Raw genomic sequence first — 21,253 nt, 5'->3', positions numbered from 1 at the left:
GATGTTTGCTCGCTCGACGTCCCACCGCAGCCCTGGGCCACTTGCCCGCGCATTCGAGCGCTTTCTGCTCAACCGCGCCGCCGTCGCCGGCATTTGCATCGCCATTCCGATGCTGTTTCTGATCCTCTCCTATCCGCTGTGGTGGCGGTTCCAGCCGAACGATATCGATCTTCTGGCCATGAACAGCGAGCCGACGGCTACGCACTGGTTCGGAACTGACGGCGTCGGCCGCGACGTCTTCGCACGCGTTCTGGAAGGCGGACGGATTTCGCTCCTTGTCGCCGCTGCATCAACTGCCCTTTCAGCGATCATCGGCTTCCTCTTCGGCGCCATTTCCGCGCTGGCCGGCCGGTGGGCCGATGCCGTTTCGATGCGCTTCGTCGATCTGGTGATGACCCTGCCGCCCGTCATTTTCTTGCTTGTGCTCGCCTCGATCGCTGGCACAGGCATCTGGCCGACGGTGCTCGTCATTTCGCTGCTCTCCTGGCCGCTCCTTGCGCGCATGGTCCGCTCGCGGCTTCTTGAGCTGCGCGAGCGTGACTTCGTCACGGCATCGCGCGGCATGGGGGCCGGTATCGGGCACCTGCTGCTTGGCCACGGCCTGCCGAACGCGATCGACATCCTGGTCGTCTACGCAACGCTGCAGATCGCCAATGCCATCCTGCTGGAGGCCGGTCTGTCCTTCCTCGGTCTCGGCATTGCCCCGCCTGCCGCAAGCTGGGGCAACATGCTCAATGCCGCCCGCTCGACCGCCGTTCTCGAACAATATCCCTGGCAATGGCTCTTCCCCGGCGGAGCGTTGATCCTTGCCGTGCTTGCAATCAATTTCATCGGCGATGGCCTCAGAGATGCCTTCGACCCTCGTGCCGAACTGAACTGACAATCGAAAGAAAGCAAAATGACCAAATTCAAGGGCGTCGTTCCCCCCGTCGTAACCCCGCTCAATGCGGATTTCACTGTCGACTATCCGTCCTACACGCGTGTTCTCGAACATCTGATCGATGCCGGCTGCCATGGCGTGTTCGTGCTCGGCTCGACGAGCGAGGTGGTCTTCCACGACGAAAAGACGCGGCGCGAGATCATCGAACATTCGGCCAAGGTGGTGAACGGCCGCGTACCGCTCATCGTCGGCGCCATCGATCCGACGACCGATCGCGTCATCGCTCATTCGAAGGTCGCGAAAGCCGCGGGCGCCGATGCGGTGGTGGTTACGGCACCCTTTTACACGGTCACCAGCCAATCCGAGATCCTCGATCATTTCCGCTATATCAGGGATGCGGTGGACGTTCCGGTGGTCGCCTACGACATTCCCGTCTGCGTTCATGTGAAGCTGCAGCGGCAGACCGTCGTGACGCTGGCGAAGGAAGGCACCATCATCGGCCTCAAGGATTCAAGCGGCGATGACGGCAATTTCCGCTATGTGCTGCTCGATCTCGCCGAACATAAGGACGTCTTCCTGATGACCGGCTCCGAGATTGTCGTCGACAATGCACTATTGATGGGCGCGCACGGCGTCGTGCCGGGCATCGCCAATGTCGATCCGCACGGCTACGTGCGCCTTTGGGATGCGGCCCAGCGCGGCGATTGGTCGGCAGCGAAAAAGGAGCAGGAGCGCCTTTGCCGGCTCTTCGAAATCGTTTGGGTCGCCCAGGGCCGCGTCAGTGGCGGTGCATCGGGCATCGGCGCGTTCAAGGCGGCCATGCGCAGCCTCGGAATTATAGATACCGCCGTCATGCCGCGGCCGCGCTCGGCGCTGAACGAGGCCGAAACGGCGCGGATCGATGACATCCTGCGCGCAACCGGCCTGCTGAACTGAGGCACGCCATGGAGCCCGCCGCCGATCCCGTTCTCGATATAAAGGGGCTGCGAACGATCTTCCGCGTTCGCGGCAGCGAGATCACGGCCGTCAATGATATCGATCTGACCGTTGCCGGCGGCGAGACCCTGGCGCTCGTCGGCGAATCCGGGTCCGGCAAGTCGGTGACCAGCCTTTCCGTCATGCGTTTGCTCACCCGCAATATTGGAAAGATTGCGGCGGGCAGCATCCGTCTGAAGAGCAAGAACGGCGCCGTCCGTGATCTTGTCTCTCTCGATGATGAGGATATGCGCTGCATCAGGGGCGATGATATCGGCATGGTCTTTCAGGAGCCGATGTCGAGCCTCAATCCCGTCTTCACGATCGGCGACCAGATATCGGAACCGATCCGCATCCATCGCGAAGCGGATCGGAAAGCGGCTATGAATGCGGCGGTCCAGCTACTCGAAAGCGTCGGCATCCCGGATGCCAAGCGGCGCGCCGGTCAATATCCGCATGAGCTGTCGGGCGGCATGCGGCAGAGGGCAACGATCGCCATGGCTCTCGCCTGCAATCCGACGTTGCTGATTGCCGATGAGCCGACAACGGCGCTGGACGTGACAATCCAGGCACAGATTCTGGATCTGCTCCTCCGGCTGCAGTGCGAGCGCGGCATGGCGATGCTGTTTATCACGCACAATCTCGGCGTCGTCGCGGAGATCGCCCATCGTGTTGCGGTCATGTATGCCGGGCGGATCGTCGAAGAGGGGCCGGTCGGCGAGGTCTTCAGCAATCCGCGCCATCCCTATACGATCGGCTTGCTGGCCTCCATGCCGCGTCTCGGCGATGCGGCGCGCATGAAACAGGCCGGCGAGAAGCTCGCCGCCATTCCGGGCGTGGTCCCGAGCCTGATGAACATGCCGGCCGGTTGCGCATTTTCCCCGCGCTGCAAATTCGCGATCGATGCCTGCCGCGCAGCCGTTCCGGCGCTCGAAGAGGTCAATCCGCAGCACCGCAGCCGCTGCATAAGATGGCGGGAGATATAGATGAGTGCGCCATTGCTCTCCGTTCGCGATCTTGGGAAACACTATACGTCTCGAGGTACCAAGCTGAACGTTCTTCAGGGCATCTCCTTCGATATAGGCAGGGGTGAGGTCGTCGGGCTTGTCGGGGAATCCGGCAGCGGAAAAACCACGATCGGACGCTCGGTCCTTCGCCTTGTGGAGCCGTCGGCGGGCAGCGTGCGTTTCGATGGCGTGGAACTAACCGCGCTTTCCGCCTCTGCCCTGAGACGCACGCGACCGCGCATGCAGTATATTTTTCAGGATCCCTTCGCCAGCCTCTCGCCTCGCATGACGATCGGCGAGATCTTGACGGAGGGACTGAAGATCCAGCACATTGGAACCGGCAAGGAGAGGCTGGAGCGGGCACGTTCCGCCCTCGCCCAGGTTGATCTGCCTGCCGACGCGATCAATCGCTATGCGCACGAATTTTCAGGCGGCCAGCGCCAGCGCATCGGCATCGCCCGCGCCTTGACGTTGTCGCCCGAATTCATCGTGGCCGACGAGCCGGTCTCCGCACTTGACGTCTCGATCCAGGCGCAGATCATCAATCTGCTGCGCGAGTTGCAGCTACGCCTTGGCTTGACCATGCTCTTCATTTCCCATGATCTGGCTGTCGTCGAATATATCTGCGATCGGGTGATCGTGCTCTATCTCGGCCGCATCATGGAAATCGCGCCGAGTGCCGATCTCTACGCCAGGCCGCAGCACCCCTATACGCGTGCGCTGCTGTCGGCGATCCCGTCGACCGATCCCCATGTTCGGCGCAACCGCCAAATCCTCAAAGGCGACATACCGAGCCCGGCCAATCCGCCGAGCGGCTGCGTCTTCCGAACGCGCTGTCCGCATGCATTGGACGCCTGCGGGAAGGCGGTTCCGGAGCTGAGAGAGATCGAACCGGGCCGCTTCAAAGCCTGCATTCGCGATGATCTGAACTGAGAGACGTAAAGTGACAGCAAATAAGCGGCATGCCATCGCCGGCAATTGGGCAACTCTTCTCCTGCCGATCGGGGTGGACGACGATATCGAATTCGCAAAGCTTGGCGAGGAGATCGACATCCTGATCGCGGCTGATGTCGACGGCATCTATTCCAACGGCACGGCCGGTGAATTTCATAGCCAGACGGAAGCCGAGTTCGACCGTATTCAATCAATGTTGGCCGAACGGTGCATCGAAGCCGGCATGAACTTCGTCATCGGCGCATGCCAACCGGATGCCCGCATCATGCTGGAGCGGGTTCGCCGCTCGGCGCTCTTAGAACCGCTGGCGATCCAGGTCATCCTCCCCGACTGGTGGCCCGTGACGGACCAGGAAGTAATCGATTTTTTGAAACGCGCCACCGATGCCGCAAACGGCATCCCGCTGATCCTCTACAATCCGCCGCATGCCAAACGTGCCCTGACGCCGGAAGAACTGGGCAGAATCTGCACTGCGGCGCCAGGCGTCATCGGTGCGAAGGTGGCTGACGGCGACAAGCAATGGTATGCGGAAGCTCGCCAGCACCTTTCGGCGCTCTCAATCTTTGTCCCCGGTCATCACCTTGCAACCGGCATTGTCGAGGGCGTTGCAGCGGGTTCCTTTTCCAACGTTTGCTGTCTGAGCCCCCGAGGCGCGCAGATGTGGACCGCATCGATGCAGGAAGACATTCATGCCGCACTCGGTTTGGAGCGCCGCATTTGCAAATTCATGGAAACGCACATCGTTCCCTATCGCCAGCGGTTCGGATACTCGAACGCCGCGCTCGACAAACTCCTCTGCGCCATCGGCAACTGGGGACCTGTCGGCCCCCGCCTGCGCTGGCCGTACCGCTCGATCGACATGAGTGAGGCGGTCCGGCTCCGAGACATCGCGCGAGCGGAACTCAGCGAACTTTTTGCCTAATCGCGGCCATGCTCGGTCAAGCGCCCGCTGCCGCGAACCGACGGATTTCCCGGTCCGCGGACTGCAGCAGCTCGAAAGCGCGATAACGTCTCTCATGCAGCGACGCGACAGCTCCACCTGCGGGAGAGAATATCCTCGAGAGGCTCGACATAGCCTTCATTGCTTCCAGCAGCGAAGCATAGCGCCCGGCCGAAACAGCTCCCAGCATTGCCGCGCCCAACAATACCGGCTCCTCGGTATTGGCGATCGCGACCGGCGCATTCGTCGCGTCGGCCAGAAGCTGCCGCACGAGATTGCTTTGCGCGGCGCCACCGCTCGCAACGATCGTACCAATCTCGATGCCATCCTTTGACAGCGTCTCCAGAAGCTGTCTCAAGCCATAGCCGATACCGCAGAGACCGGCGATATAAAGCGAAATCAGATCAGCGATCTCCGCCTCAAGTCCGATGCCGGCGATGACCGCGCGGGCATCAGGATCGGCATGGGGTGACCGGTTTCCGAGAAATTCCGGAACGACATGAACCGACTTTGCAAGCTCGACGCCACGCGTCAAGTCGGGGCTCAATTCGATAGCCTGCCGGTCAAGCCATGCGACGAGGGAAAGACCTTCCATCTCCGCCTTCGCGCGGGCTTCGGCAGATGCGGGATGCATCGTGACCAGATGATCGATGGCGGCTCCAGCAGCCGACTGGCCGCCTTCCGTCAGCCAGAGCCCCGGTATCATCGCCGAGTAATATGGTCCCCATACGCCGCCGACAAAAATGGGATTGTCGCTCGAGGCCATCGAACAGGCCGATGTGCCGAAGACATAGGCGAGCCGGTTTTGCACTTTCGATCCGCCATCACCTCCAAGCGTACCGACGCCCCCCGCATGGGCATCGATCAGGGCCGCTCCGACTGCGGTTCCGATCGGCAACCCCAGATCGACGGCGGCCGCCTCGGTCAGCCCATTCGCCAGCGCCGTACCGGGTTCGACAATGTCCGTACCGATTCTCGAAAAGCCTTCCGCCGCCAGCTCTTCCAGGCCGACAGCCTTGAAATAGGCCGCATCCCAGCGTTTCTCATGGGCAAGATATGTCCACTTGCAGGTCACCGTACAAATCGATCGGCTCAAAGAGCCGGTCGCGCGCCAGGTCAGATAATCCGCGAGGTCGAAGAAGTGATCGGCAGCGGCAAAGGATTGCGGCAGGTTGCGCTTCAGCCACAGAAGCTTCGGCGTTTCCATCTCGGGCGAAATACTGCCTCCGACGTAACGCAGAACTCCGTGATTGCCGCTGTTGATTTCAGCCGCCTCGCCGGCAGCGCGATGATCCATCCAGACGATGATATTGCGATCCGGATCACCGGACGGACCCACGGCCACCGGCGCGCCGTCAGCTTTGACGGCAACGAGAGAACAGGTCGCGTCGAAACCCAGTCCGGCAATGGCCGTAGCCGGGATTCCAGCCGACGCCACAGCTTCCTTGACGCTGCCGCAAACCGCTTTCCAAATCTGTTCGCCGGATTGCTCGACGATGCTGCCGGCCTCGTGCCAGATCGTAATCGGGCGCTTTGCCGAAGCCAGCAGATTGCCATTCTCCATGAAGACACCCGCCCGGGCGCTGCCTGTCCCGACGTCGACACCGATAAAATATTGCATCATCTTCAGAGGTCCGTGCTGTTCGGCAGAATGACGAGATCGCGGATCGTGACATTGCGCGGTCTGGACAGCATGAACAACACCGCCTCCGCCACCTCCGTCGCCTCCATCAATCCGCCCGCCGCGATCGTTTCGTCAAGCTTTGCTTTCGGCCAGTCGCTGATTAGCGCCGTCACCACCGGGCCTGGCGCAACCGCGCCAACGCGAATGCCATGTTTTGAGACCTGCCGTCGCACCGTGTGGACGAAAGCCTGCACCGCATGCTTGGAGGCCGTGTAGATCGGCTCCCATACGACCGGAACTAGGCCGGCGATGGAACTGGTGACGATGATATCGCCGGTCTTCCTCTCCACCATGTGGGGCAACACCGCCCGGACCGATCTGAACGCCGCATTGATGTTCAGGTTCAGCATCCGGTCCCAGGCGTCTGGATCCCCGTCGACGACCTCACCGCCGATGTAAGAGCCGGCGTTGGCATGAAAGATGTCGAGCTTTCCGAACCTTTCCAATATCTGCGGCATCATTGTCGCGACGCTGGCGGGATCGGTCAAATCGATAACCAGCGGAAATGCCTCGGGACCAAGCTCGGAACACAGTTTCCTCAGGGAGTCCTCGGCTCTGTCGACGAGAGCGACGCTCACGCCCTCCTGCAATAGCGATTTGGCGCATTCAAGACCGATCCCCGAGGCGGCCCCGGTAATGGCTGCGACCTTTCCAGAAAGTTCCTGTCTCATATCATTCCTTACCTTGGTCGTTATATTAGGCCCGGCCGTGCGAAACTCGCGACCGGCGTGCCAGGGAGTCGACGATGACGGCAATGGCGAGAACTGCGCCGGTGATCATGTAACGAAGGGCCGAGGACAGATCGAGCATTGTCAGCCCGCTCGCGATCGACTGGATGACGATGATGCCGAGCAGCGCCGAATATGCGCTGCCGCGGCCACCGAAGAGGCTCGTTCCGCCGATGACGGCGGCGGCGATCGCATTCAGATTGACATCGCCCGTGCCAGCCTGTTGGCTCGCCGATGCGAGACGCGCCGCTGCGAGCACGCCGCCGAGTGCTGCAAACATTGCACAGAGAACAAAGGCGCTCGTGTAGATGCGCCGAACGTTGATGCCCGCACGGCGCGCCGCTTCACGGTTGCCGCCGACCGCTGCCATCGACCGGCCCCATTGGGTCCGCGTCAGCGCATAGTTCATCACGATGGCCAGTGCGACGAAGAGCGCGAACATCCACGGGATGCCGCGATCCTGGTTGAGATAAAAGGCGACGAATTCGAGCGCGACGGTGATCGCAACGGCGCGCGCCACGAGGCCGCCGATAGACCGCGAGGAGAGATTGGCCTCGCGGCGGCGGAGAGCCGCGCGATAGCCCGAAACCAGCATGACGATGCCGGGAAGCAGTGCAAAGACATAGGCGAGCGGCCGCGGAATGACCATGAGCTGGCCGAAATTCACGATGGCCGACCCATAGGGCAGATTGATCGAGCCCGTCGCGCCAAGCAGATAAAGCTGCATGCCGAGCACCGCCAGCAGGCCCGCCAGTGTCGAAACGAAGCTCGGCATTCCCAGCCGGTTGAAAAGCAATGCGTAAAGCGATCCGATCAATCCACCGACGAGGAGTGCGGCGATAACGGCAACGGCAACCGGCCAGCCCTCGTTGACCCAGAGCATCCCGACCATGGCAGAGGCAAAGCCGCTGATCGAGCCAACGGAAAGATCGATTTCGCCGACCATCAGCACGCAGACGATTCCGAGCGAGATGACGCCGACCGTCGATGCGTCGAACAGGAGGTTTGCAAGGTTGTTGCTCGAAAGGAACGTCGGGTTGAGGGTGCCGAAGACGGTCCAGATGATGATCAGGCCAACGACCACCGGCAGCGAACCAAGATCGCCGGAGCGTACCTTGTCGATCGACGAACGGATCGTGCCGCCGAGACCGGCATCGTGCTTGACGCGAATATCGCTGCGGTCAAGGAGCGTTCCCGCTTGTTTGATGTCGCTGGTCATATCTGACCCTCCTGCCCTATTTGCTGCTGCGCCTGACGGCGCCCGGCGCGGCGCGAAACTGCATTTTCGCTGGCACCGGTAATGGCGCTGACCAAGTCCTGATTGGACGCATCGGGATAAAAAATTCCGTTATTCCGGCCGAGCCGCAACACGACGATGCGATCCGCCACGGCCCGGACGTCTTCCATGTTGTGGCTGATCATGACGACCCCGAGCCCGCGGTCGCGGACGCGCTCGATGAGGTTCAGAACTTCGGCCGTCTGGGCGACACCAAGGGCTGCCGTGGGCTCATCGAGCAGGATGAGTTTCGGCTCAAGAAGCAGCGACCGCGCGATCGCCACCGTCTGTCGCTGCCCGCCGGAGAGCGATGCAATGGGAATGCGGACACTTGGAATGCGGGCCGAAAGCTCGTTCAGCAGCGTCCAGGCGCGGACCTCCATCGCTGTCTCGTCGAGTTTCAGCGGGCTGAGTTCCCGTCCAAGGAAGATATTGGCGACGACATCCAGGTTTTCACACAGCGCCAGATCCTGGAAAACCGTGGCGATGCCCAGATGCAGGGCGGTGCTCGGATCGCTCAGCGTCACCTTGGAGCCGCGAAAGGTGATCGTGCCTGCGCTCGGCTGGTGAACGCCGGCAAGGATCTTGACGAGCGTCGACTTGCCGGCGCCGTTGTCGCCCACGAGGGCAACGACCTCGCCCGCATGCACGTCGAGATCGATGTCGGTCAGCGCCGACACCGCGCCGAAATGTTTGGAGATGCCGCGAAGGCTGAGCACCAACTCGCCTGTCGCGGCTGTTTGGTCGGAAGCATCAGTCATATGTCGCGAGCCTTTCTAAATGAATGGGGAGGATAAGTTCCCGGCTCCCCGGCCGCCCTCGAGCGGCCGGGGCAATTGGCGGGAGGAGGTAGTCACTTCGTGATGCCGAGCTTCTTGCAGCCTTCCGCATAGCGATCGCCGCAGAGCTGGTCTGCAGTCTGGATCGGCTTGCCGTTGACCTGCTTGTCGATGATCTCGGCCTTCAGATTCTCCGAAGTAACGAGCGCCGGCACGAAGAGTTGCGTCGGCGTATCGAAGAGCTTCGTATCGGCCTTCGGCGTTTCGCCCGACAGCAACTGGATCGCGACATTTGCCGCTGCCGCGGCGACGATCTCACTCGGCTTGGAGATCGTGTTGTACTGGTCGCCGGCGATGATGAGCTGCAGGCCGGCGATCGTCGCATCGTTGCCGGTGACGGGCGGCACCGGATCGATACCGGCTGCCTTGAAGGCTGCGACGGCCGCGCCGCCGGTGCCGTCATTTGCCGCGACAACACCCAAAATCTTCTTGCCGAAGCGGGTAATCTGGCCACTTGCCCATTGCTGCGCCTTCGGCGGCGCCCATTCCGGCGTATCGAACTCGGCCAGCACCGGATAGCCGCCGTCGGCGAGACCGGCATGGATGCCCTTCTTGATCAGGCCGGCCGCCGCATCGGTCGGCGAACCGTTGATTTCCAGAAGGCCGCCGTCACCCGCCTTCACGTTCTTCGCCTTCAGATGATCGACCAGCGACTTGGCGATCATCTTGCCGATCTCCTCGTTGTTGAAGGAAACATAGTAGTCGGCGACCGCGGATGGGATCGGCCGGTCATAGGCAATGACCTTGACACCCTGGCTCTGCGCCATCTTGACGAGCGACGCCGCTGCCGTGGAGTCGACCGGATCGAGCACGATTGCCTTCGCGCCTTGGGAAATCGCGGAGTTGAATTGCTGCTGCTGACGAGAGGCGTCACCGTTTGCATTCTGATAGATCACCTTGCAGCCAGCGCAGAGCTTCTTCATCTCCGCCTGGAAACCCGGATAGTCATGCTCCTCGTAGCGCGTCGAGCTCTGGTCGGGCATCAGGAAAGCAACCGTCGCGTCCGTCACTTTCGCGGACTGTGCAAATGCGGACGTGCCGGCGAGAAGGCCGATGGCGAGTGTTGCAGCGCCTGCCAGTTTCAATGCGAATTCAGTCATTGGAATTCCTCCGCTCCAAATGATAGTTGTTTTGATGAAGCCTCAAGCTCATGTATTGAGCTCGACGCTTGTTCCGTTGTGCAGCCTTTAAAGCAGACCCTACGGCGATGCTTGTTGGGGCCGACACGCGGACAAGATTCTTCGTTCGGGCATTCTCATGCCGCTGCTTCTTGCCCCGATTGTCTGGTCTCTCCTCCCGGTCCTCCTTTTTTAGGCGGCCTCCACCGCTCTTACGTTCTGTGCCAGCAATGTTCTGAAGCGGGAGGGCGCCATGCCCTTCTGATCCAGAAAACGACGATTGAAGTTCGATATATTGTTGAAGCCGGCTGCAAAGCAGATGTCGGTTATCGACATTTCGGCTTTGCTCATCAGCAGATGGCAGGCGAAATTGATCCGCAACCGATTGACATATTGGACGAGCGCCATGCCGGTATGCCGGCGGAAGCTGCGGGAAAACGCACTCGGGCTCTGGCCGGTCAACTCCGCAAGATCGGCTTCGCTGAACGGCTCCGTCAGATGCGTGTTGATGTAGGCCAATGCCTGATTGACGCCGGCCGACATGAACCCTGAAGGATCGGGATGATAGCGGGCGCTGGCGAGCGTGCAAGCATTCTCGGCGCTGCTCAACGCATTCAGCACATTCATGAAAAGCTCGATACGGCGAATTCCCTTGGCTTCCACCAGTTCGCCGAGGATTGGCCCGACGAGTGCCGCCGTTTCCGGCGTGAATAGCACGCCGCGGCGGCTCATCTCCAGAATGTCGATGCATCCGGAAAGCTCGGGAAAAACCCTGTTTGCGTCGGCAAAAAAGGTTTCGGAGAACTGGAGGACCCGGCAGCGTAACGGCAGGCAAGTGCCCGGCGGCACGTCACTGACCCAGTTGTGCGGCAGGTTCGGGCCTGTCAGTACCAGGTTTCCGGGTTCGAATTCGCCAATGAAATCGCCGACGAAATATTGTCCCGTCGTTGCGACGACATGGTGGATTTCATATTCGGGATGGAAGTGCCAGCGTACCGTCCGGTAGGGATAGCCGTGTTCCCAGGCCTTGAAGGACTCGGCGCTGCCGATCGCGACCACTTCCAAATCTGGATTCATGTCGTCCTCCTGCCTGCCGCGGCTGGGTTATCCCGCACCGGCACCTCCTCCCAGAGGCCATTGTTCTTTTCCAATAATCCGACTGTACGCGCGGACACTCACCGCCGCTACTACGCCATCGACGCTGGGCTGATACTTTTTTGACATTTTTGCGGCGATTTGTTGTCCGATCGCATAGTAGCAGAGACCAGCCATCCGCAATGGATAGTTGCCGATCCGCAATTTTTGGCCGGCAAGTCCGGCTGAGGCGCTAAGCTGAACTCGAGGGAAAAGCGCACTTCTCGCGCCAGGCCACAGGCGTCATGTCGGTGACACGACGGAACTCGCGATTGAAATTCGATTTGGTCTGGAACCCGGCCTCCAGCATGATCTCGGTTACGGATCGGTCCGTTTCGGCCAGCAGACGGCACGCCTCGGCGATGCGATAATCGTTGACATATTGCGAGACGTTCTTGGCCGTGATCCGGTTGATCGCCGTCGAGATGCGTCGCGACGGTATTCCGGCCTTTCGGGCCAGGCGCTCAAGATTGAGGTTGGCGTCGCGGTACAGCTTTTTTTCCTGCATAAGCTCATGGATTTTGGCGATCGTATCCTTGTCTTCGGCCGGGTCGTAGGGCGGCGCGATCTCAGGGGTTTCGACGGGCGTGGAGTTCCGGCTGGCCGCGGCGGCTGCAATGCCGAGCATGAACAGGCCGAGAAGATTGGCGATGCTGATGATCATGCCGGCATGTGCGCCATGTGTCGATTCGAAATCGAGCAGCACGAGTGCGTCGACCGTTGCCGAAAAGCACAAGGCGGCGGCGGCAAAGACGAGAGCCCGATGCGCCGGCTGCGCCGCTTCGAACGGTGCAAGGCGCAGCACGTCCGGACCGGACCGAACAAGCCAGAGCAATGCGAGAGCGTAGGCGACATAAATCAGGATCATCGCCTTATCGATGCCCTGAGGCCAGACGACGACCAGCACGGCGATGACCACAGCGGGGAAGCTGTAGAATGTCAGAAGAACGGGCCAGCGTCGGCGGCTGTCTGCGCCCAGCCTGCGGACCCCCGCATAAACAAGGGGCGGCATGATCGTCGCAAAGGCGAGCGTCAGATGGCCGATCCACTGCAAACCGTAGCCCCAGCGCAGCCCGACGAAAACCGACTGCAGGGCGCAAACCAGAAGCAGGATGAGAAACGGGCGGTTTGCGGCAAGTTCGTCATCCCGCCGCACCACGGTCAGAAACAGCAGCAGAAGCAGGAGAGCAACGACGAACGGCAGCGGCACGAACAGCATGAGACCTTGTCTCCGGGCAACCATATTTGCCGCCACTATGGCCTGACTCGCGGCTCCCGGCGATCCAGATCGCGATCTGAGACGTGCTGAATCATGATCGAGGTCGCACCTGACGTCTCGGCAACGGACATTGACGCCGTAAACGTCTGGAGACTGCCATGAATGCTGAAGCGAATATCGCAACTCGGCTTCGGTCACTGTCGATCGATCGCGTCGAACCACCGCCCCGCGGCACGCCCGCTATCCGCCGCTTCCGGATGCTCGGCGTGACGCTGGCAGGCGCCGCCGCGGCACTTGCAGCAGCGGCCTACTTCATGCCTGCACCATCCGCCGATGCGCTTTGGCAAGCTCTTGCATCCGGAACCGTCTCCCAGCCAGCAAAGGAGAAGGTCGGTCCGTCCTCGCAAGGCAAAGCCCCGACGATCCAAGAGCCTGAAAAACCGTTGTCTCAGGCCATTATCGGTTCCGGCTATGTCGTTGCCGGGCGGACGATCACCCTGCGGCCGGAAATCGGCGGCAGGGTCGTCGACCTGCCGCTGGATGTCGGCGATCATTTCATGGCGGGACAGGTCGTTGCACGCCTTGATGCGACGATGGACGAGATTGAACTCAGGATTGCCAGATCCCAGGCCGCCGCTGCGGCGGCTGCTGTGCACCGGGTCGAGGTCTCGCTGGAACAAGCCCGCAAGACCCTCGAGCGCACCACACTCCTTATCGAGCGCGGTGCTGTCGCGACCAGCAGCCGCGATACGGATACCCTTGCTGTGGTGCAGTTGACCAGCGATCTCGATGCTGCGCGGCAGACGGCGGAAACCGCGCGGCTACAGGTGCAGAAGCAGGAAAGAACGCTATCACTCCACCAGATCATCGCGCCTTTCGACGGCGTGGTCGTCTCCCGGCTGGCCGGCCTCGGAGACACGGTCGCCTCGGGAACGGATGGCGGCGGGCCGCGAGACGGGATCGCGATCCTTCTCGACCCGACCTCAATGACCATCGACGCCGATATCGCGCAGTCCAATGCCGCTCGGCTCCAGCCCGGCCAGACGGCAATCGCCATTCTCGATGCCTTTCCGAACCGGCCGTTCAAAATGCGGGTGCGGACGATCGTGCCGGCGGCTTCGTTGCAGAAAGGCACCATAACCGCCCGGCTGGAATTTCTGACGCCGCCCTCCCGGGTGCTGCCGAACATGGCCGCAAAGGTCACTTTGGACGCTCCGGACCTTCAAGCGAATCTGAACGAATGAGGATATTGAGATGGATGAGAGTGTATCCAAGACCAAAGACGACTGCATTTCGATCGAGCATGTGCGCAAGGACTACCGGATCGGAAAGAGCACCGTGACGATCTTTTCGGATCTGACCATGACAATCAGCAGCGGCGATTTCGTTGCAATCGTCGGCCCTTCCGGCTCCGGCAAATCCACGCTTTTGAACGTCATCGGCGGTATCGATCGCCCCGATGCCGGCGATATCAATTTCGGACATGCGCGCATCAGCCGAATGAGCGAAAGCGCCCTGACAAAATGGCGAGGCGCCAATATCGGCTTCGTGTTCCAATTCTACAATCTGATGCCGATGCTGACGGCGGAGCAAAATATCGAGCTCCCGCTGCTGCTGACGAGCCTGACCCGACGCCAGCGGCGCGAACGGATCGAGACGATCCTGTCGCTCGTCGGCCTCACCGACCGGCGCAAACATCTGCCGTCGGAGCTTTCAGGTGGCCAACAGCAGCGGGTGGGCATCGCCAGGGCCTTGGCCAGCGACCCGAAACTGCTGCTTTGCGACGAACCGACCGGCGATCTCGATCGCGATTCCGCCGAAGATGTGCTGGCCATGCTGCGCATCCTCAACGCGGAGCTCGGCAAGACCGTCGTCATGGTCACCCATGACGATGCGGCGGCGCGTTCCGCCAGACGCGTGTTGCGTCTGGATAAGGGTCGCTTTGTCGAACCGGAGGCGGCGTGACCGTCATGGGCCGCTTTACTCTCATTCGCCGCACCATGGGGCGCAAACCGATACGCGGCGCCCTGCTGATCGCGAGCATCGCCATCGCCTTTTTCATCTACCTCGTCCTGACGAGTTTCGAACACGGCTTTCTCGGGGGAGAGGTGGACTCGGAGCGGTTGATCGTGACCAACAAGGTCGGCGATGCCTTGCCTTTGCCGATCAGCTATTACGACAAGATCCTCGCCCTGTCCGATGTCGCCGGAGCGACCTACATGGCGCGCAGCCGCGCGACCTACCAGACGCCAACGAATTTTCTCGGTCTGACGGCGGCGGAGCCTGCCAGCTTCGCCGCCTTCATCGGCGATCAATACGATATTCCCGCCGACGCCCTTGCCCGTTTCGGCCAGGTTCGAACCGGCGCCATCGTCGGCCGCAGCATCGCGACACAAGAGGGTTGGGTAGTCGGGCAGAACATTACCCTAAATACCTCAAGCTTCTTCAAGGCCGACGGTAGTTCGGATTTCGAATTCGAGATCGTCGGCATATTGGACGGCAGGAAATCCGCCGACACCCATTTCGTGATGGCGCGGTACGACTACATCAATTCGGAGCGCGGTAGCGATCGCGACACGGTCAGCAGCTTCGGCATCGTGCCGAAGAATGGCGTTCGCCCCGACGCTGTCATCAAAGCCGTCGACACCCTCTTTGCCAATTCCGCCTACGAGACCCGGACGCGGACGGAAGCCGAGTTCATGAGGGCCTTCATCGCGCAGTTTGCCGATATCACCACCATCGTGCGCGTGGTGGTCGGCGTGGCATTCGTGACCATCCTGATGATCGTCGCCAACACCATGTTCTTCGCTATCCGCGAGCGGACAAGGGAAATCGGCGTGCTGAAGGTTCTCGGCTTTTCCCGGCGCTTCATCCTCTGCAATATCCTCGCCGAGACGTTCGCCCTGTTTGCCGTGGGCCTCAGCCTCGGTCTCGGTTTTGCGTTTATGGCCGTGGTGTTCCTGCGCGAGCCGCTGCGCACGATCGTGCCGCACCTCGTGCTGACGCCTCCGATCATTCTCCAGGCAATCGGCCTCGCCGTCCTGCTCGCTCTGGCAACGGGCGCGGCGCCGGCCTTCAATGCCATTCGCGTGCCGCCCAACGCCGCTTTGAGAGAAAGATAAGCCGATGAGCACAATCATCAATCAGTCCCTAGCTTTGACCCTATCCAATCTAAAGTCGCTGCGCCGCCGGGTATGGATTTCCCTTTCTCTGGTCTTTTCCGTTGCGATGGTCGTCACGGTTTTGCTCGGCTTCCTGGCGATGTCGAACGGTTTCCGGACCTCCTTGCTGCAAGCCGGCTCGACGGATATCGCCATTGCGCTTGGCAAAGGTGCTGCGACGGAGCTTGGCAGCCGGATCGAAGCGTCTCAGCTTCACTATCTCGACGCTGCCGGCATCGCGACCGATGCGGGGACTCCTGTGATGTCGGCGGAAATGGTCGTACCGGTGGATGTGCCGCAAAAGACCGGCGGATTGCTTTCCGCGTTGTCTTTGCGTGGAATTGGACCCTTCGGGCTCAACCTGCGTCCAGATGTCAGGATTGTGCAAGGCCGGATGTTCAGCCCCGGCGCGAGCGAGCTCGTCGTCGGGCGCCGGCTAAGCCGTGACTACAAAGGATTGGAGATCGGCGAACAGCTCACGCTCGGCACATCGAATTGGACAGTGGTCGGCATTTTCGACGCCGGTGGCTCGGTCTTCGAATCCGAGATGCTGGCGGATATCGGCGTGGTGCAGACGCTGTTCAACCGCCCCAATCTGATCCAGAGCGTCAGGATCAAGCTCAAAACGCCGGAGGCCTTGCCGACGCTACAGTCCATGGTAGACAAGACGCCGCAGATCGGACTGACGCTGCGGTCGGAACGGGACTATTTCGCTGGCCTTGCAGAACGCACGTCGAAACTGATCCTTCTTTTCGGCTGGCCGCTGGCGGTGATCATGGCCGCGGGCGCGGTGGTCGGTGCAATGACGACCATGTTCACGTCCGTGTCGGATCGAAGTACTGAAATCGCCACCGTGCGGGCAATCGGCTTCAGCCGGTTTGCCGCCTTTACCGGAACCTGGATCGAAGCGATGATCCTGACTTGTTTCGGATGCCTGGTTGGCGTCTGCTTTTCCTATATTGTTCTCAACGGTTGGACCGCTTCAACGATGAACGCCGATCATACGCAGATCGGGTTTCAACTGGTCCTTTCTCCTTCTCTCGTGATGGACGCCGTTTGGCTGTCCTTAATCATCGGCGCCATCGGCGGCGCATTGCCGGCGCTGGCTGCGGCGCGCATTCCGCTGCGGCTGGCGATGAGCGGACGAACGGGGGTTGGTTGATCCATAAGTGAAGCGTAGCCAAATGCTACTTCTTCCCTTTCGACCGCCGCAATTTGCGCTCGGCCGCCAGAAGAAGGCCCTTGAGTTCCGGTTCGCGCACGCGGCTCGCGGCTTCAGTGAAGGAGACCCATTCGCTGCGGCGTTGACCTCTTTCCGGAAAATTCTCGTAGGTTTTGTCGACCTCGAGCAGATGCAATTGCACGATACAGGGAACGCGGTTCCCCTCGGCGAGCTGCTTCAGGTAGGTGAAATAGCCGAACGGCTTCTTCTTGATCTTGCCGCTGACGCCGGCTTCCTCGAAAGCCTCGATGGCGGCGACTTCGTATGGCTTTTTCCCTTTTATCGGCCAGCCCTTGGGAACAACCCAGCGCCCGCTTTCGCGGCTGGTGACAACCAGCACGTCCGCCGTGCCAAGCTCCCGATTTCGCCGATAGCAAATCGCCGCATATTGCTCATAGATGGCACCGTGGAACAGCGCATCCGCATAGGAGGCGAGATCGGATAGTAGTCTATCCGTTGTTCTGGAGGATTTCGTCTGGCCTGAGATCGAAGGTGCCATGCCGTCAGCCACCCCTGATCGAGCCGCGCCACACGAGATCGGCGTGAAGACGGATGGCGTGCGCTCGTCCTTCCGGTTTCGCGGCGTCGCTGCCTTCCAGCCATGCGACCGCCTCCCGCGCGATCGCAGCAAGCGGCTGGGCAAAGGTTGTCAGTTGATAGGAGGCCCAGGAGGCCTGTTCGATATCGTCGAAACCGGCAACACAAAGTTGGTCTGGAACACGGATAAAAAACTGGTGGCGGGCAGCATCTATGAAGCCGCAGGCAAGGAGGTCGGTAGCGCAGAAGACGGAATCAGGCCGCTCGGGAAGGGTGAGAAGCCGCTGCGCCAGAATCCTGCCGCTTTCATAGCTTGTCCAGCCATACCGCTCGACGACGACCTCCAGGCCATGGGTCCTGGCCGCGGCGACGAAGCCGTTTTCCCTTGCCATGAGGCTTGGCGTACCGGCCTGCGAATTGGCGAAGGCGAGCCTTCGGCGGCCGGCGCGAAGAAAGGCGGTGACAACGCGGCCGGCAGCCTCTTCGTCGTCGAAATTGATCCGCAGAGGCCCGTTCTGCTCGTCGTCCCGGTTGATCAATACCAGCCGCTGACCGTTCTTCAGACAGAGTTGCGTGATCGACTTGTCAGGCATTCCCGAAAGGATGATCGAGGCATCGGCGCGATAGCGGATCGCCTGGCGCAGCGCCAGGTCTACACTGCCGTCCAGAAGGTCGGTGTTGACGAGCATTGCAATCTTGCCGCTGTGCTGCAGTTCCTGCGTCAGCGCCTTGATCAGGCCGGAGCGATGTGGCGTGGCCATGTCGGAGACGATCAGGCAGACGATGCCGCTTTCGTTGCGCATCAGCCCGCGGGCAAGATGATTGACGTGATAGCCGAGTGCATCGGCTGCCTCGACCACTTTCCGGCGCGTCTCCGGCGATACGCTCGCTCCTGGTGTGAACGTGCGCGAAACGGCCGAGCGGGAGACACCCGCGCGGTCTGCCACCTCTTGGGCGCTCACGAACACTTTCTGCGACACGCTTCTCTCCTGCCGCCATGTAATTTGCTGAGTTTGCAATTGCGTGCATCATCCTGTGAGCCGCGGTCATGACAGTTTCATGAAAAAAGCTGTTGATGGATACATTGAGTTGTGCGGCATTTGCACGCGCTTGCAAAATGACCAAACACGCGCACGGGAATACTTACGTCACCGTAGAAACGACGTAATCCATTAGAAATCTTCAGTTCCGCCCCGCTCGCTGATCAGCGGCACGAAAATCACGGCACCCAGGGTGTGCGTGGTAAAATCCGCGGCGCCTTTCCGTACGATCTTCACCAGCGTTTGCCTGTGCCCTTCCGGCCCCACAGGAATGACCAGCCGGCCGCCCGTCACCAATTGCTCTTTCAAGGCCTGTGGCACCTCCGGCGCGGCGGCCGAGACAAGGATGGCGTTGAAGGGGGCGGTTTTCGGCCACCCTCTTGAACCGTCTCCGCAACGCAAATCGATATTGCCATAGCCGAGACGCTGCAGTCGTTCGGAAGCACCAGCCGCCAGCGAGGCGTGGCGCTCCACGGCAAAGACATGCCGCGCCATGCGGCTGAGGATAGCCGTCGCATAGCCAAGCCCCGCGCCAATTTCGAGAACCGTGTCGTCTGGTTTGACCTCGGCTGCCTCGATCATCAGCGCGACCATATAGGGCTGAGAGATCGTCTGCCCCTTGCCGATCGGCAGCGGGCAGTCGTTATAGGCAAACATTTCGAAGCCCTTCTCGACGAAGATTTCCCGCGGTATCAGCCGCATGGCATTGAGCAGCGCCGGATCGCGAATACCGCGCCCGGCGATCTGTTTTTCCACCATACGAAGACGCTCGTGCATGCCGGCTGTCTCCAGGTCGGCAACATGTCGTTGTTCACGCCGTCTGGCTATGTTCTCCGCCGTGGCGCGAGATGCCGCTCAACGCTTGGCCGGCACTGCCGGCGCTTTGCGCCAGGGCGATATCGCCGAGCGAAAGAATGCCAACCAGCCGCTTGCTTTGATCCAGCACCGGCAGGCGGCGGACCTTGATGTCGCCCATGTTACGGCAGACCTCATCGATCTCCTGATCATCGAAGCAATATTTGACCTCCGATGTCATGACATCGCGGACCTTCGTATCCGGTCCCTTGCCCTTGGCGATGCCGCGGATAGCGATGTCGCGATCGGTGATCATGCCGACCAGGCGGTCATGGTCGCCGACAGGCAGAACGCCGGCATCGAGATCCGCCATCGTCCGGGCGGCCTGCAGGATCGTCTCGTCAGGATTGGTGATGCGCACGTCGTGCGTCATGGCGTCTCGAACTTTCATTGGTTCCTCCATGAGCGGACGCCTCGTCCCGGCCGGTAGCCACAGGACAATCTTTCCAGCGACCTTGGACCGGGCGGCGCCCTGTTCCCGATGGTCGCGGTACCCTCCTCTGAGAGCACGTTACACCAACAGGCGAAGCGCCGATCTGTTCCCGTCCGCAGCGCGGAAAATCGAAATTACATCTCGAATTCGTCGTCTTCGCCGGCAGAGAGCAGATCGACAAGTTCGGCCACCTTGCCGCTCGGCAGCGTCCTGCCCTCGCCGATCAGAGCCTCGTCATTGTTGACCCAGGCCCAGGCCTCCGCAAGCTCCCCAAGCGTTGCGCCGGTCGCGGAGATATCGGCCATCAGGGTCTCATCGACAGGTCCAAGAACGGAGACAATGTCTTTTGCGGTCATGGTCATGTGCGTTCTCCTGACATTTCATGGGCGCGGAATCGCGGCGAAGCCCGTTCATCTCCTCGTGGGCGGAACGAAATCCCCCGCAGCTTTGTTCCGGCATTGGAGATCGGCGACGAAACGGATGTGAGGAGGGTACGATGCCGAGCACGATGATCGAGTTCATGCCATTGAATCCCACATGGATGGATATTGCGATGCGCCTCCTGCTGGTCATCGCCGCCGGCGCGCTGATTGGCTCCAATCGCGAGGCGGGCGGACATGCCGCCGGGTTCCGGACGACGATCCTGGTCGGGCTGGCCGCATGCCTGGCCATGATCCAGGCCAACTTGCTGCTCCCCATGACGGGCAAAACATTCCAGTCATTCGTCTCCATGGACATTCTGCGCTTTCCACTCGGCGTATTGACGGGCGTTGGATTTATCGGCGGCGGCGCGATCCTCAAGCGCGGCGATTTGGTAACCGGCGTAACGACGGCGGCAACGCTCTGGATCATGACGGCGATCGGGCTATGCATTGGTGGCGGTCAGTTGGTGGTCGGGTCTGCCGGGGCCATTGTGGCCTTTATCGTGCTCTCGCTCTTCAAATGGTTCGATGAGCTGATATCGCATCGGCAAAAGGCGCGCATGGTGATCGAGCTTGCCGGCAGCGCCTATGTCGAAAAGATCGAAACCGAGTTCGATCCGCTCGGATACTCCTTCTGTTTTACCGACAAATCGATAGATGATTCCGACGGTGCGGTTCATGCCACCTTTCAAGTGCGATGGAAGCACGCGGGTGCCGGCGGCGGCGCGTCGGAACTGCTGACTACTGTCGAGGAGCGCTACAAAGTCGTGTCTTTCGAGATGATGACAACGACCGCATGATCCCGAAAATACCAGGAATGCTCACAGGG

At 60.9% G+C, this 21,253-nt stretch carries 22 protein-coding genes; 10 read left to right on the top strand and 12 right to left on the bottom strand.

Going from position 1 to position 21,253, the window contains the following annotated elements; genetic code table 11:
* The first annotated feature begins 1 nt into the window (after position 1).
* The 5 genes from QDY28_RS15260 to QDY28_RS15240 are packed head-to-tail and all read left to right on the top strand — an operon-like array spanning position 2 to position 4,738.
* Positions 2-880, top strand: a complete 879-nt coding sequence (locus QDY28_RS15260; protein WP_331382527.1) for an ABC transporter permease — start codon at positions 2-4, stop codon at positions 878-880.
* 18 nt (positions 881-898) lie between these two features.
* Complete coding sequence (locus QDY28_RS15255) at positions 899-1,816, top strand: dihydrodipicolinate synthase family protein (RefSeq protein WP_331382526.1); 918 nt, start codon at positions 899-901, stop codon at positions 1,814-1,816.
* A gap of 8 nt (positions 1,817-1,824) precedes the next feature.
* Positions 1,825-2,841: an ABC transporter ATP-binding protein gene (locus QDY28_RS15250; protein WP_331382525.1), complete on the top strand. Its 1,017-nt coding sequence runs from the start codon at positions 1,825-1,827 to the stop codon at positions 2,839-2,841.
* Positions 2,842-3,795, top strand: coding sequence for an ABC transporter ATP-binding protein (locus QDY28_RS15245; protein ID WP_331382524.1), 954 nt, complete (start codon positions 2,842-2,844; stop codon positions 3,793-3,795). It begins immediately after the preceding gene.
* 10 nt (positions 3,796-3,805) lie between these two features.
* Positions 3,806-4,738 carry a dihydrodipicolinate synthase family protein gene (locus QDY28_RS15240; protein WP_331382523.1) on the top strand — a complete coding sequence of 311 codons (933 nt, stop codon included), beginning with the start codon at positions 3,806-3,808 and terminating at the stop codon, positions 4,736-4,738.
* A gap of 16 nt (positions 4,739-4,754) precedes the next feature.
* On the opposite strand, the gene QDY28_RS15235 is transcribed toward QDY28_RS15240, so the two are convergent.
* The 7 genes from QDY28_RS15235 to QDY28_RS15205 all read right to left on the bottom strand — a co-directional run bounded on the left by QDY28_RS15235 (position 4,755) and on the right by QDY28_RS15205 (position 12,754).
* Positions 4,755-6,380: an FGGY-family carbohydrate kinase gene (locus QDY28_RS15235; protein WP_331382522.1), complete on the bottom strand. Its 1,626-nt coding sequence runs from the start codon at positions 6,378-6,380 to the stop codon at positions 4,755-4,757.
* A 2-nt stretch (positions 6,381-6,382) separates the two neighbouring features.
* A complete protein-coding gene (locus tag QDY28_RS15230) occupies positions 6,383-7,111 on the bottom strand; it encodes an SDR family oxidoreductase (RefSeq protein WP_331382521.1) in 729 nt (242 codons plus the stop codon).
* A 25-nt stretch (positions 7,112-7,136) separates the two neighbouring features.
* Positions 7,137-8,387: a sugar ABC transporter permease gene (locus tag QDY28_RS15225; protein ID WP_331382520.1), complete on the bottom strand. Its 1,251-nt coding sequence runs from the start codon at positions 8,385-8,387 to the stop codon at positions 7,137-7,139.
* Entirely contained in the window at positions 8,384-9,205 is an 822-nt protein-coding gene (locus tag QDY28_RS15220; RefSeq protein ID WP_331382519.1) for an ATP-binding cassette domain-containing protein, read from the bottom strand. The genes QDY28_RS15225 and QDY28_RS15220 overlap by 4 nt, the downstream gene beginning before the upstream one ends.
* Positions 9,206-9,297: 92 nt before the next feature.
* Positions 9,298-10,383 (bottom strand): ABC transporter substrate-binding protein, encoded by a 1,086-nt coding sequence (locus QDY28_RS15215; RefSeq protein WP_331382518.1) that lies wholly within the window; start codon positions 10,381-10,383, stop codon positions 9,298-9,300.
* 210 nt (positions 10,384-10,593) lie between these two features.
* On the bottom strand, positions 10,594-11,478 hold the full coding sequence (locus QDY28_RS15210; protein ID WP_331382517.1) for an AraC family transcriptional regulator: 885 nt from the start codon (positions 11,476-11,478) through the stop codon (positions 10,594-10,596).
* Positions 11,479-11,728: 250 nt separating this feature from the next.
* Positions 11,729-12,754, bottom strand: a complete 1,026-nt coding sequence (locus QDY28_RS15205) for a helix-turn-helix domain-containing protein (protein ID WP_331382516.1) — start codon at positions 12,752-12,754, stop codon at positions 11,729-11,731.
* Between the two features lie 158 nt (positions 12,755-12,912).
* Between QDY28_RS15205 and QDY28_RS15200 the strand changes: the two genes are divergently transcribed.
* From QDY28_RS15200 to QDY28_RS15185, 4 genes are read left to right on the top strand one after another with little or no spacing between them, the layout of a single operon-like run.
* Complete coding sequence (locus QDY28_RS15200) at positions 12,913-13,998, top strand: efflux RND transporter periplasmic adaptor subunit (RefSeq protein ID WP_331382515.1); 1,086 nt, start codon at positions 12,913-12,915, stop codon at positions 13,996-13,998.
* A gap of 10 nt (positions 13,999-14,008) precedes the next feature.
* A complete protein-coding gene (locus tag QDY28_RS15195) occupies positions 14,009-14,719 on the top strand; it encodes an ABC transporter ATP-binding protein (protein ID WP_331382514.1) in 711 nt (236 codons plus the stop codon).
* Between the two features lie 5 nt (positions 14,720-14,724).
* A complete protein-coding gene (locus QDY28_RS15190) occupies positions 14,725-15,876 on the top strand; it encodes an ABC transporter permease (protein WP_331382551.1) in 1,152 nt (383 codons plus the stop codon).
* Positions 15,877-15,880: 4 nt separating this feature from the next.
* On the top strand, positions 15,881-17,077 hold the full coding sequence (locus tag QDY28_RS15185; RefSeq protein WP_331382513.1) for an ABC transporter permease: 1,197 nt from the start codon (positions 15,881-15,883) through the stop codon (positions 17,075-17,077).
* A 25-nt stretch (positions 17,078-17,102) separates the two neighbouring features.
* Here QDY28_RS15185 and QDY28_RS15180 read toward each other — a convergent pair whose 3' ends face one another.
* The 5 genes from QDY28_RS15180 to QDY28_RS15160 form a co-directional block, all read right to left on the bottom strand.
* Positions 17,103-17,636 carry an NUDIX hydrolase gene (locus QDY28_RS15180; RefSeq protein WP_331382512.1) on the bottom strand — a complete coding sequence of 178 codons (534 nt, stop codon included), beginning with the start codon at positions 17,634-17,636 and terminating at the stop codon, positions 17,103-17,105.
* A gap of 4 nt (positions 17,637-17,640) precedes the next feature.
* Positions 17,641-18,654 carry a LacI family DNA-binding transcriptional regulator gene (locus tag QDY28_RS15175; RefSeq protein ID WP_331382511.1) on the bottom strand — a complete coding sequence of 338 codons (1,014 nt, stop codon included), beginning with the start codon at positions 18,652-18,654 and terminating at the stop codon, positions 17,641-17,643.
* Positions 18,655-18,846: 192 nt separating this feature from the next.
* Complete coding sequence (locus QDY28_RS15170) at positions 18,847-19,491, bottom strand: protein-L-isoaspartate(D-aspartate) O-methyltransferase (RefSeq protein WP_331382510.1); 645 nt, start codon at positions 19,489-19,491, stop codon at positions 18,847-18,849.
* 34 nt (positions 19,492-19,525) lie between these two features.
* Positions 19,526-19,960, bottom strand: coding sequence for a CBS domain-containing protein (locus tag QDY28_RS15165; protein ID WP_331382509.1), 435 nt, complete (start codon positions 19,958-19,960; stop codon positions 19,526-19,528).
* A 176-nt stretch (positions 19,961-20,136) separates the two neighbouring features.
* Positions 20,137-20,364, bottom strand: coding sequence for a hypothetical protein (locus QDY28_RS15160; RefSeq protein ID WP_183938243.1), 228 nt, complete (start codon positions 20,362-20,364; stop codon positions 20,137-20,139).
* Positions 20,365-20,498: 134 nt separating this feature from the next.
* On the opposite strand from QDY28_RS15160, the gene QDY28_RS15155 reads away from it, so the two are divergent.
* Positions 20,499-21,224: an MgtC/SapB family protein gene (locus QDY28_RS15155; protein ID WP_331382508.1), complete on the top strand. Its 726-nt coding sequence runs from the start codon at positions 20,499-20,501 to the stop codon at positions 21,222-21,224.
* Positions 21,225-21,253: the final 29 nt, after the last annotated feature.

It is taken from the genome of Rhizobium sp. BR 362 (assembly GCF_036528765.1).
GTDB lineage: Bacteria > Pseudomonadota > Alphaproteobacteria > Rhizobiales > Rhizobiaceae > Rhizobium.
The sequence above is the reverse complement of the archived record's forward strand: the minus strand, read 5'-3'. Positions and strand labels throughout refer to the sequence as shown.

Coding starts and splice junctions, on each gene's coding strand:
- QDY28_RS15225 (WP_331382520.1), bottom strand. CDS start 8,387: ATGACCAGCGACATCAAACAAGCGGGAACGCTCCTTGACCGCAGCGAT.
- QDY28_RS15220 (WP_331382519.1), bottom strand. CDS start 9,205: ATGACTGATGCTTCCGACCAAACAGCCGCGACAGGCGAGTTGGTGCTC.
- QDY28_RS15235 (WP_331382522.1), bottom strand. CDS start 6,380: ATGATGCAATATTTTATCGGTGTCGACGTCGGGACAGGCAGCGCCCGG.
- QDY28_RS15245 (WP_331382524.1), top strand. CDS start 2,842: ATGAGTGCGCCATTGCTCTCCGTTCGCGATCTTGGGAAACACTATACG.
- QDY28_RS15170 (WP_331382510.1), bottom strand. CDS start 19,491: ATGCACGAGCGTCTTCGTATGGTGGAAAAACAGATCGCCGGGCGCGGT.
- QDY28_RS15210 (WP_331382517.1), bottom strand. CDS start 11,478: ATGAATCCAGATTTGGAAGTGGTCGCGATCGGCAGCGCCGAGTCCTTC.
- QDY28_RS15190 (WP_331382551.1), top strand. CDS start 14,725: ATGGGCCGCTTTACTCTCATTCGCCGCACCATGGGGCGCAAACCGATA.
- QDY28_RS15250 (WP_331382525.1), top strand. CDS start 1,825: ATGGAGCCCGCCGCCGATCCCGTTCTCGATATAAAGGGGCTGCGAACG.
- QDY28_RS15230 (WP_331382521.1), bottom strand. CDS start 7,111: ATGAGACAGGAACTTTCTGGAAAGGTCGCAGCCATTACCGGGGCCGCC.
- QDY28_RS15155 (WP_331382508.1), top strand. CDS start 20,499: ATGCCGAGCACGATGATCGAGTTCATGCCATTGAATCCCACATGGATG.
- QDY28_RS15205 (WP_331382516.1), bottom strand. CDS start 12,754: ATGCTGTTCGTGCCGCTGCCGTTCGTCGTTGCTCTCCTGCTTCTGCTG.
- QDY28_RS15165 (WP_331382509.1), bottom strand. CDS start 19,960: ATGAAAGTTCGAGACGCCATGACGCACGACGTGCGCATCACCAATCCT.
- QDY28_RS15160 (WP_183938243.1), bottom strand. CDS start 20,364: ATGACCATGACCGCAAAAGACATTGTCTCCGTTCTTGGACCTGTCGAT.
- QDY28_RS15195 (WP_331382514.1), top strand. CDS start 14,009: ATGGATGAGAGTGTATCCAAGACCAAAGACGACTGCATTTCGATCGAG.
- QDY28_RS15200 (WP_331382515.1), top strand. CDS start 12,913: ATGAATGCTGAAGCGAATATCGCAACTCGGCTTCGGTCACTGTCGATC.
- QDY28_RS15260 (WP_331382527.1), top strand. CDS start 2: ATGTTTGCTCGCTCGACGTCCCACCGCAGCCCTGGGCCACTTGCCCGC.
- QDY28_RS15185 (WP_331382513.1), top strand. CDS start 15,881: ATGAGCACAATCATCAATCAGTCCCTAGCTTTGACCCTATCCAATCTA.
- QDY28_RS15180 (WP_331382512.1), bottom strand. CDS start 17,636: ATGGCACCTTCGATCTCAGGCCAGACGAAATCCTCCAGAACAACGGAT.
- QDY28_RS15215 (WP_331382518.1), bottom strand. CDS start 10,383: ATGACTGAATTCGCATTGAAACTGGCAGGCGCTGCAACACTCGCCATC.
- QDY28_RS15255 (WP_331382526.1), top strand. CDS start 899: ATGACCAAATTCAAGGGCGTCGTTCCCCCCGTCGTAACCCCGCTCAAT.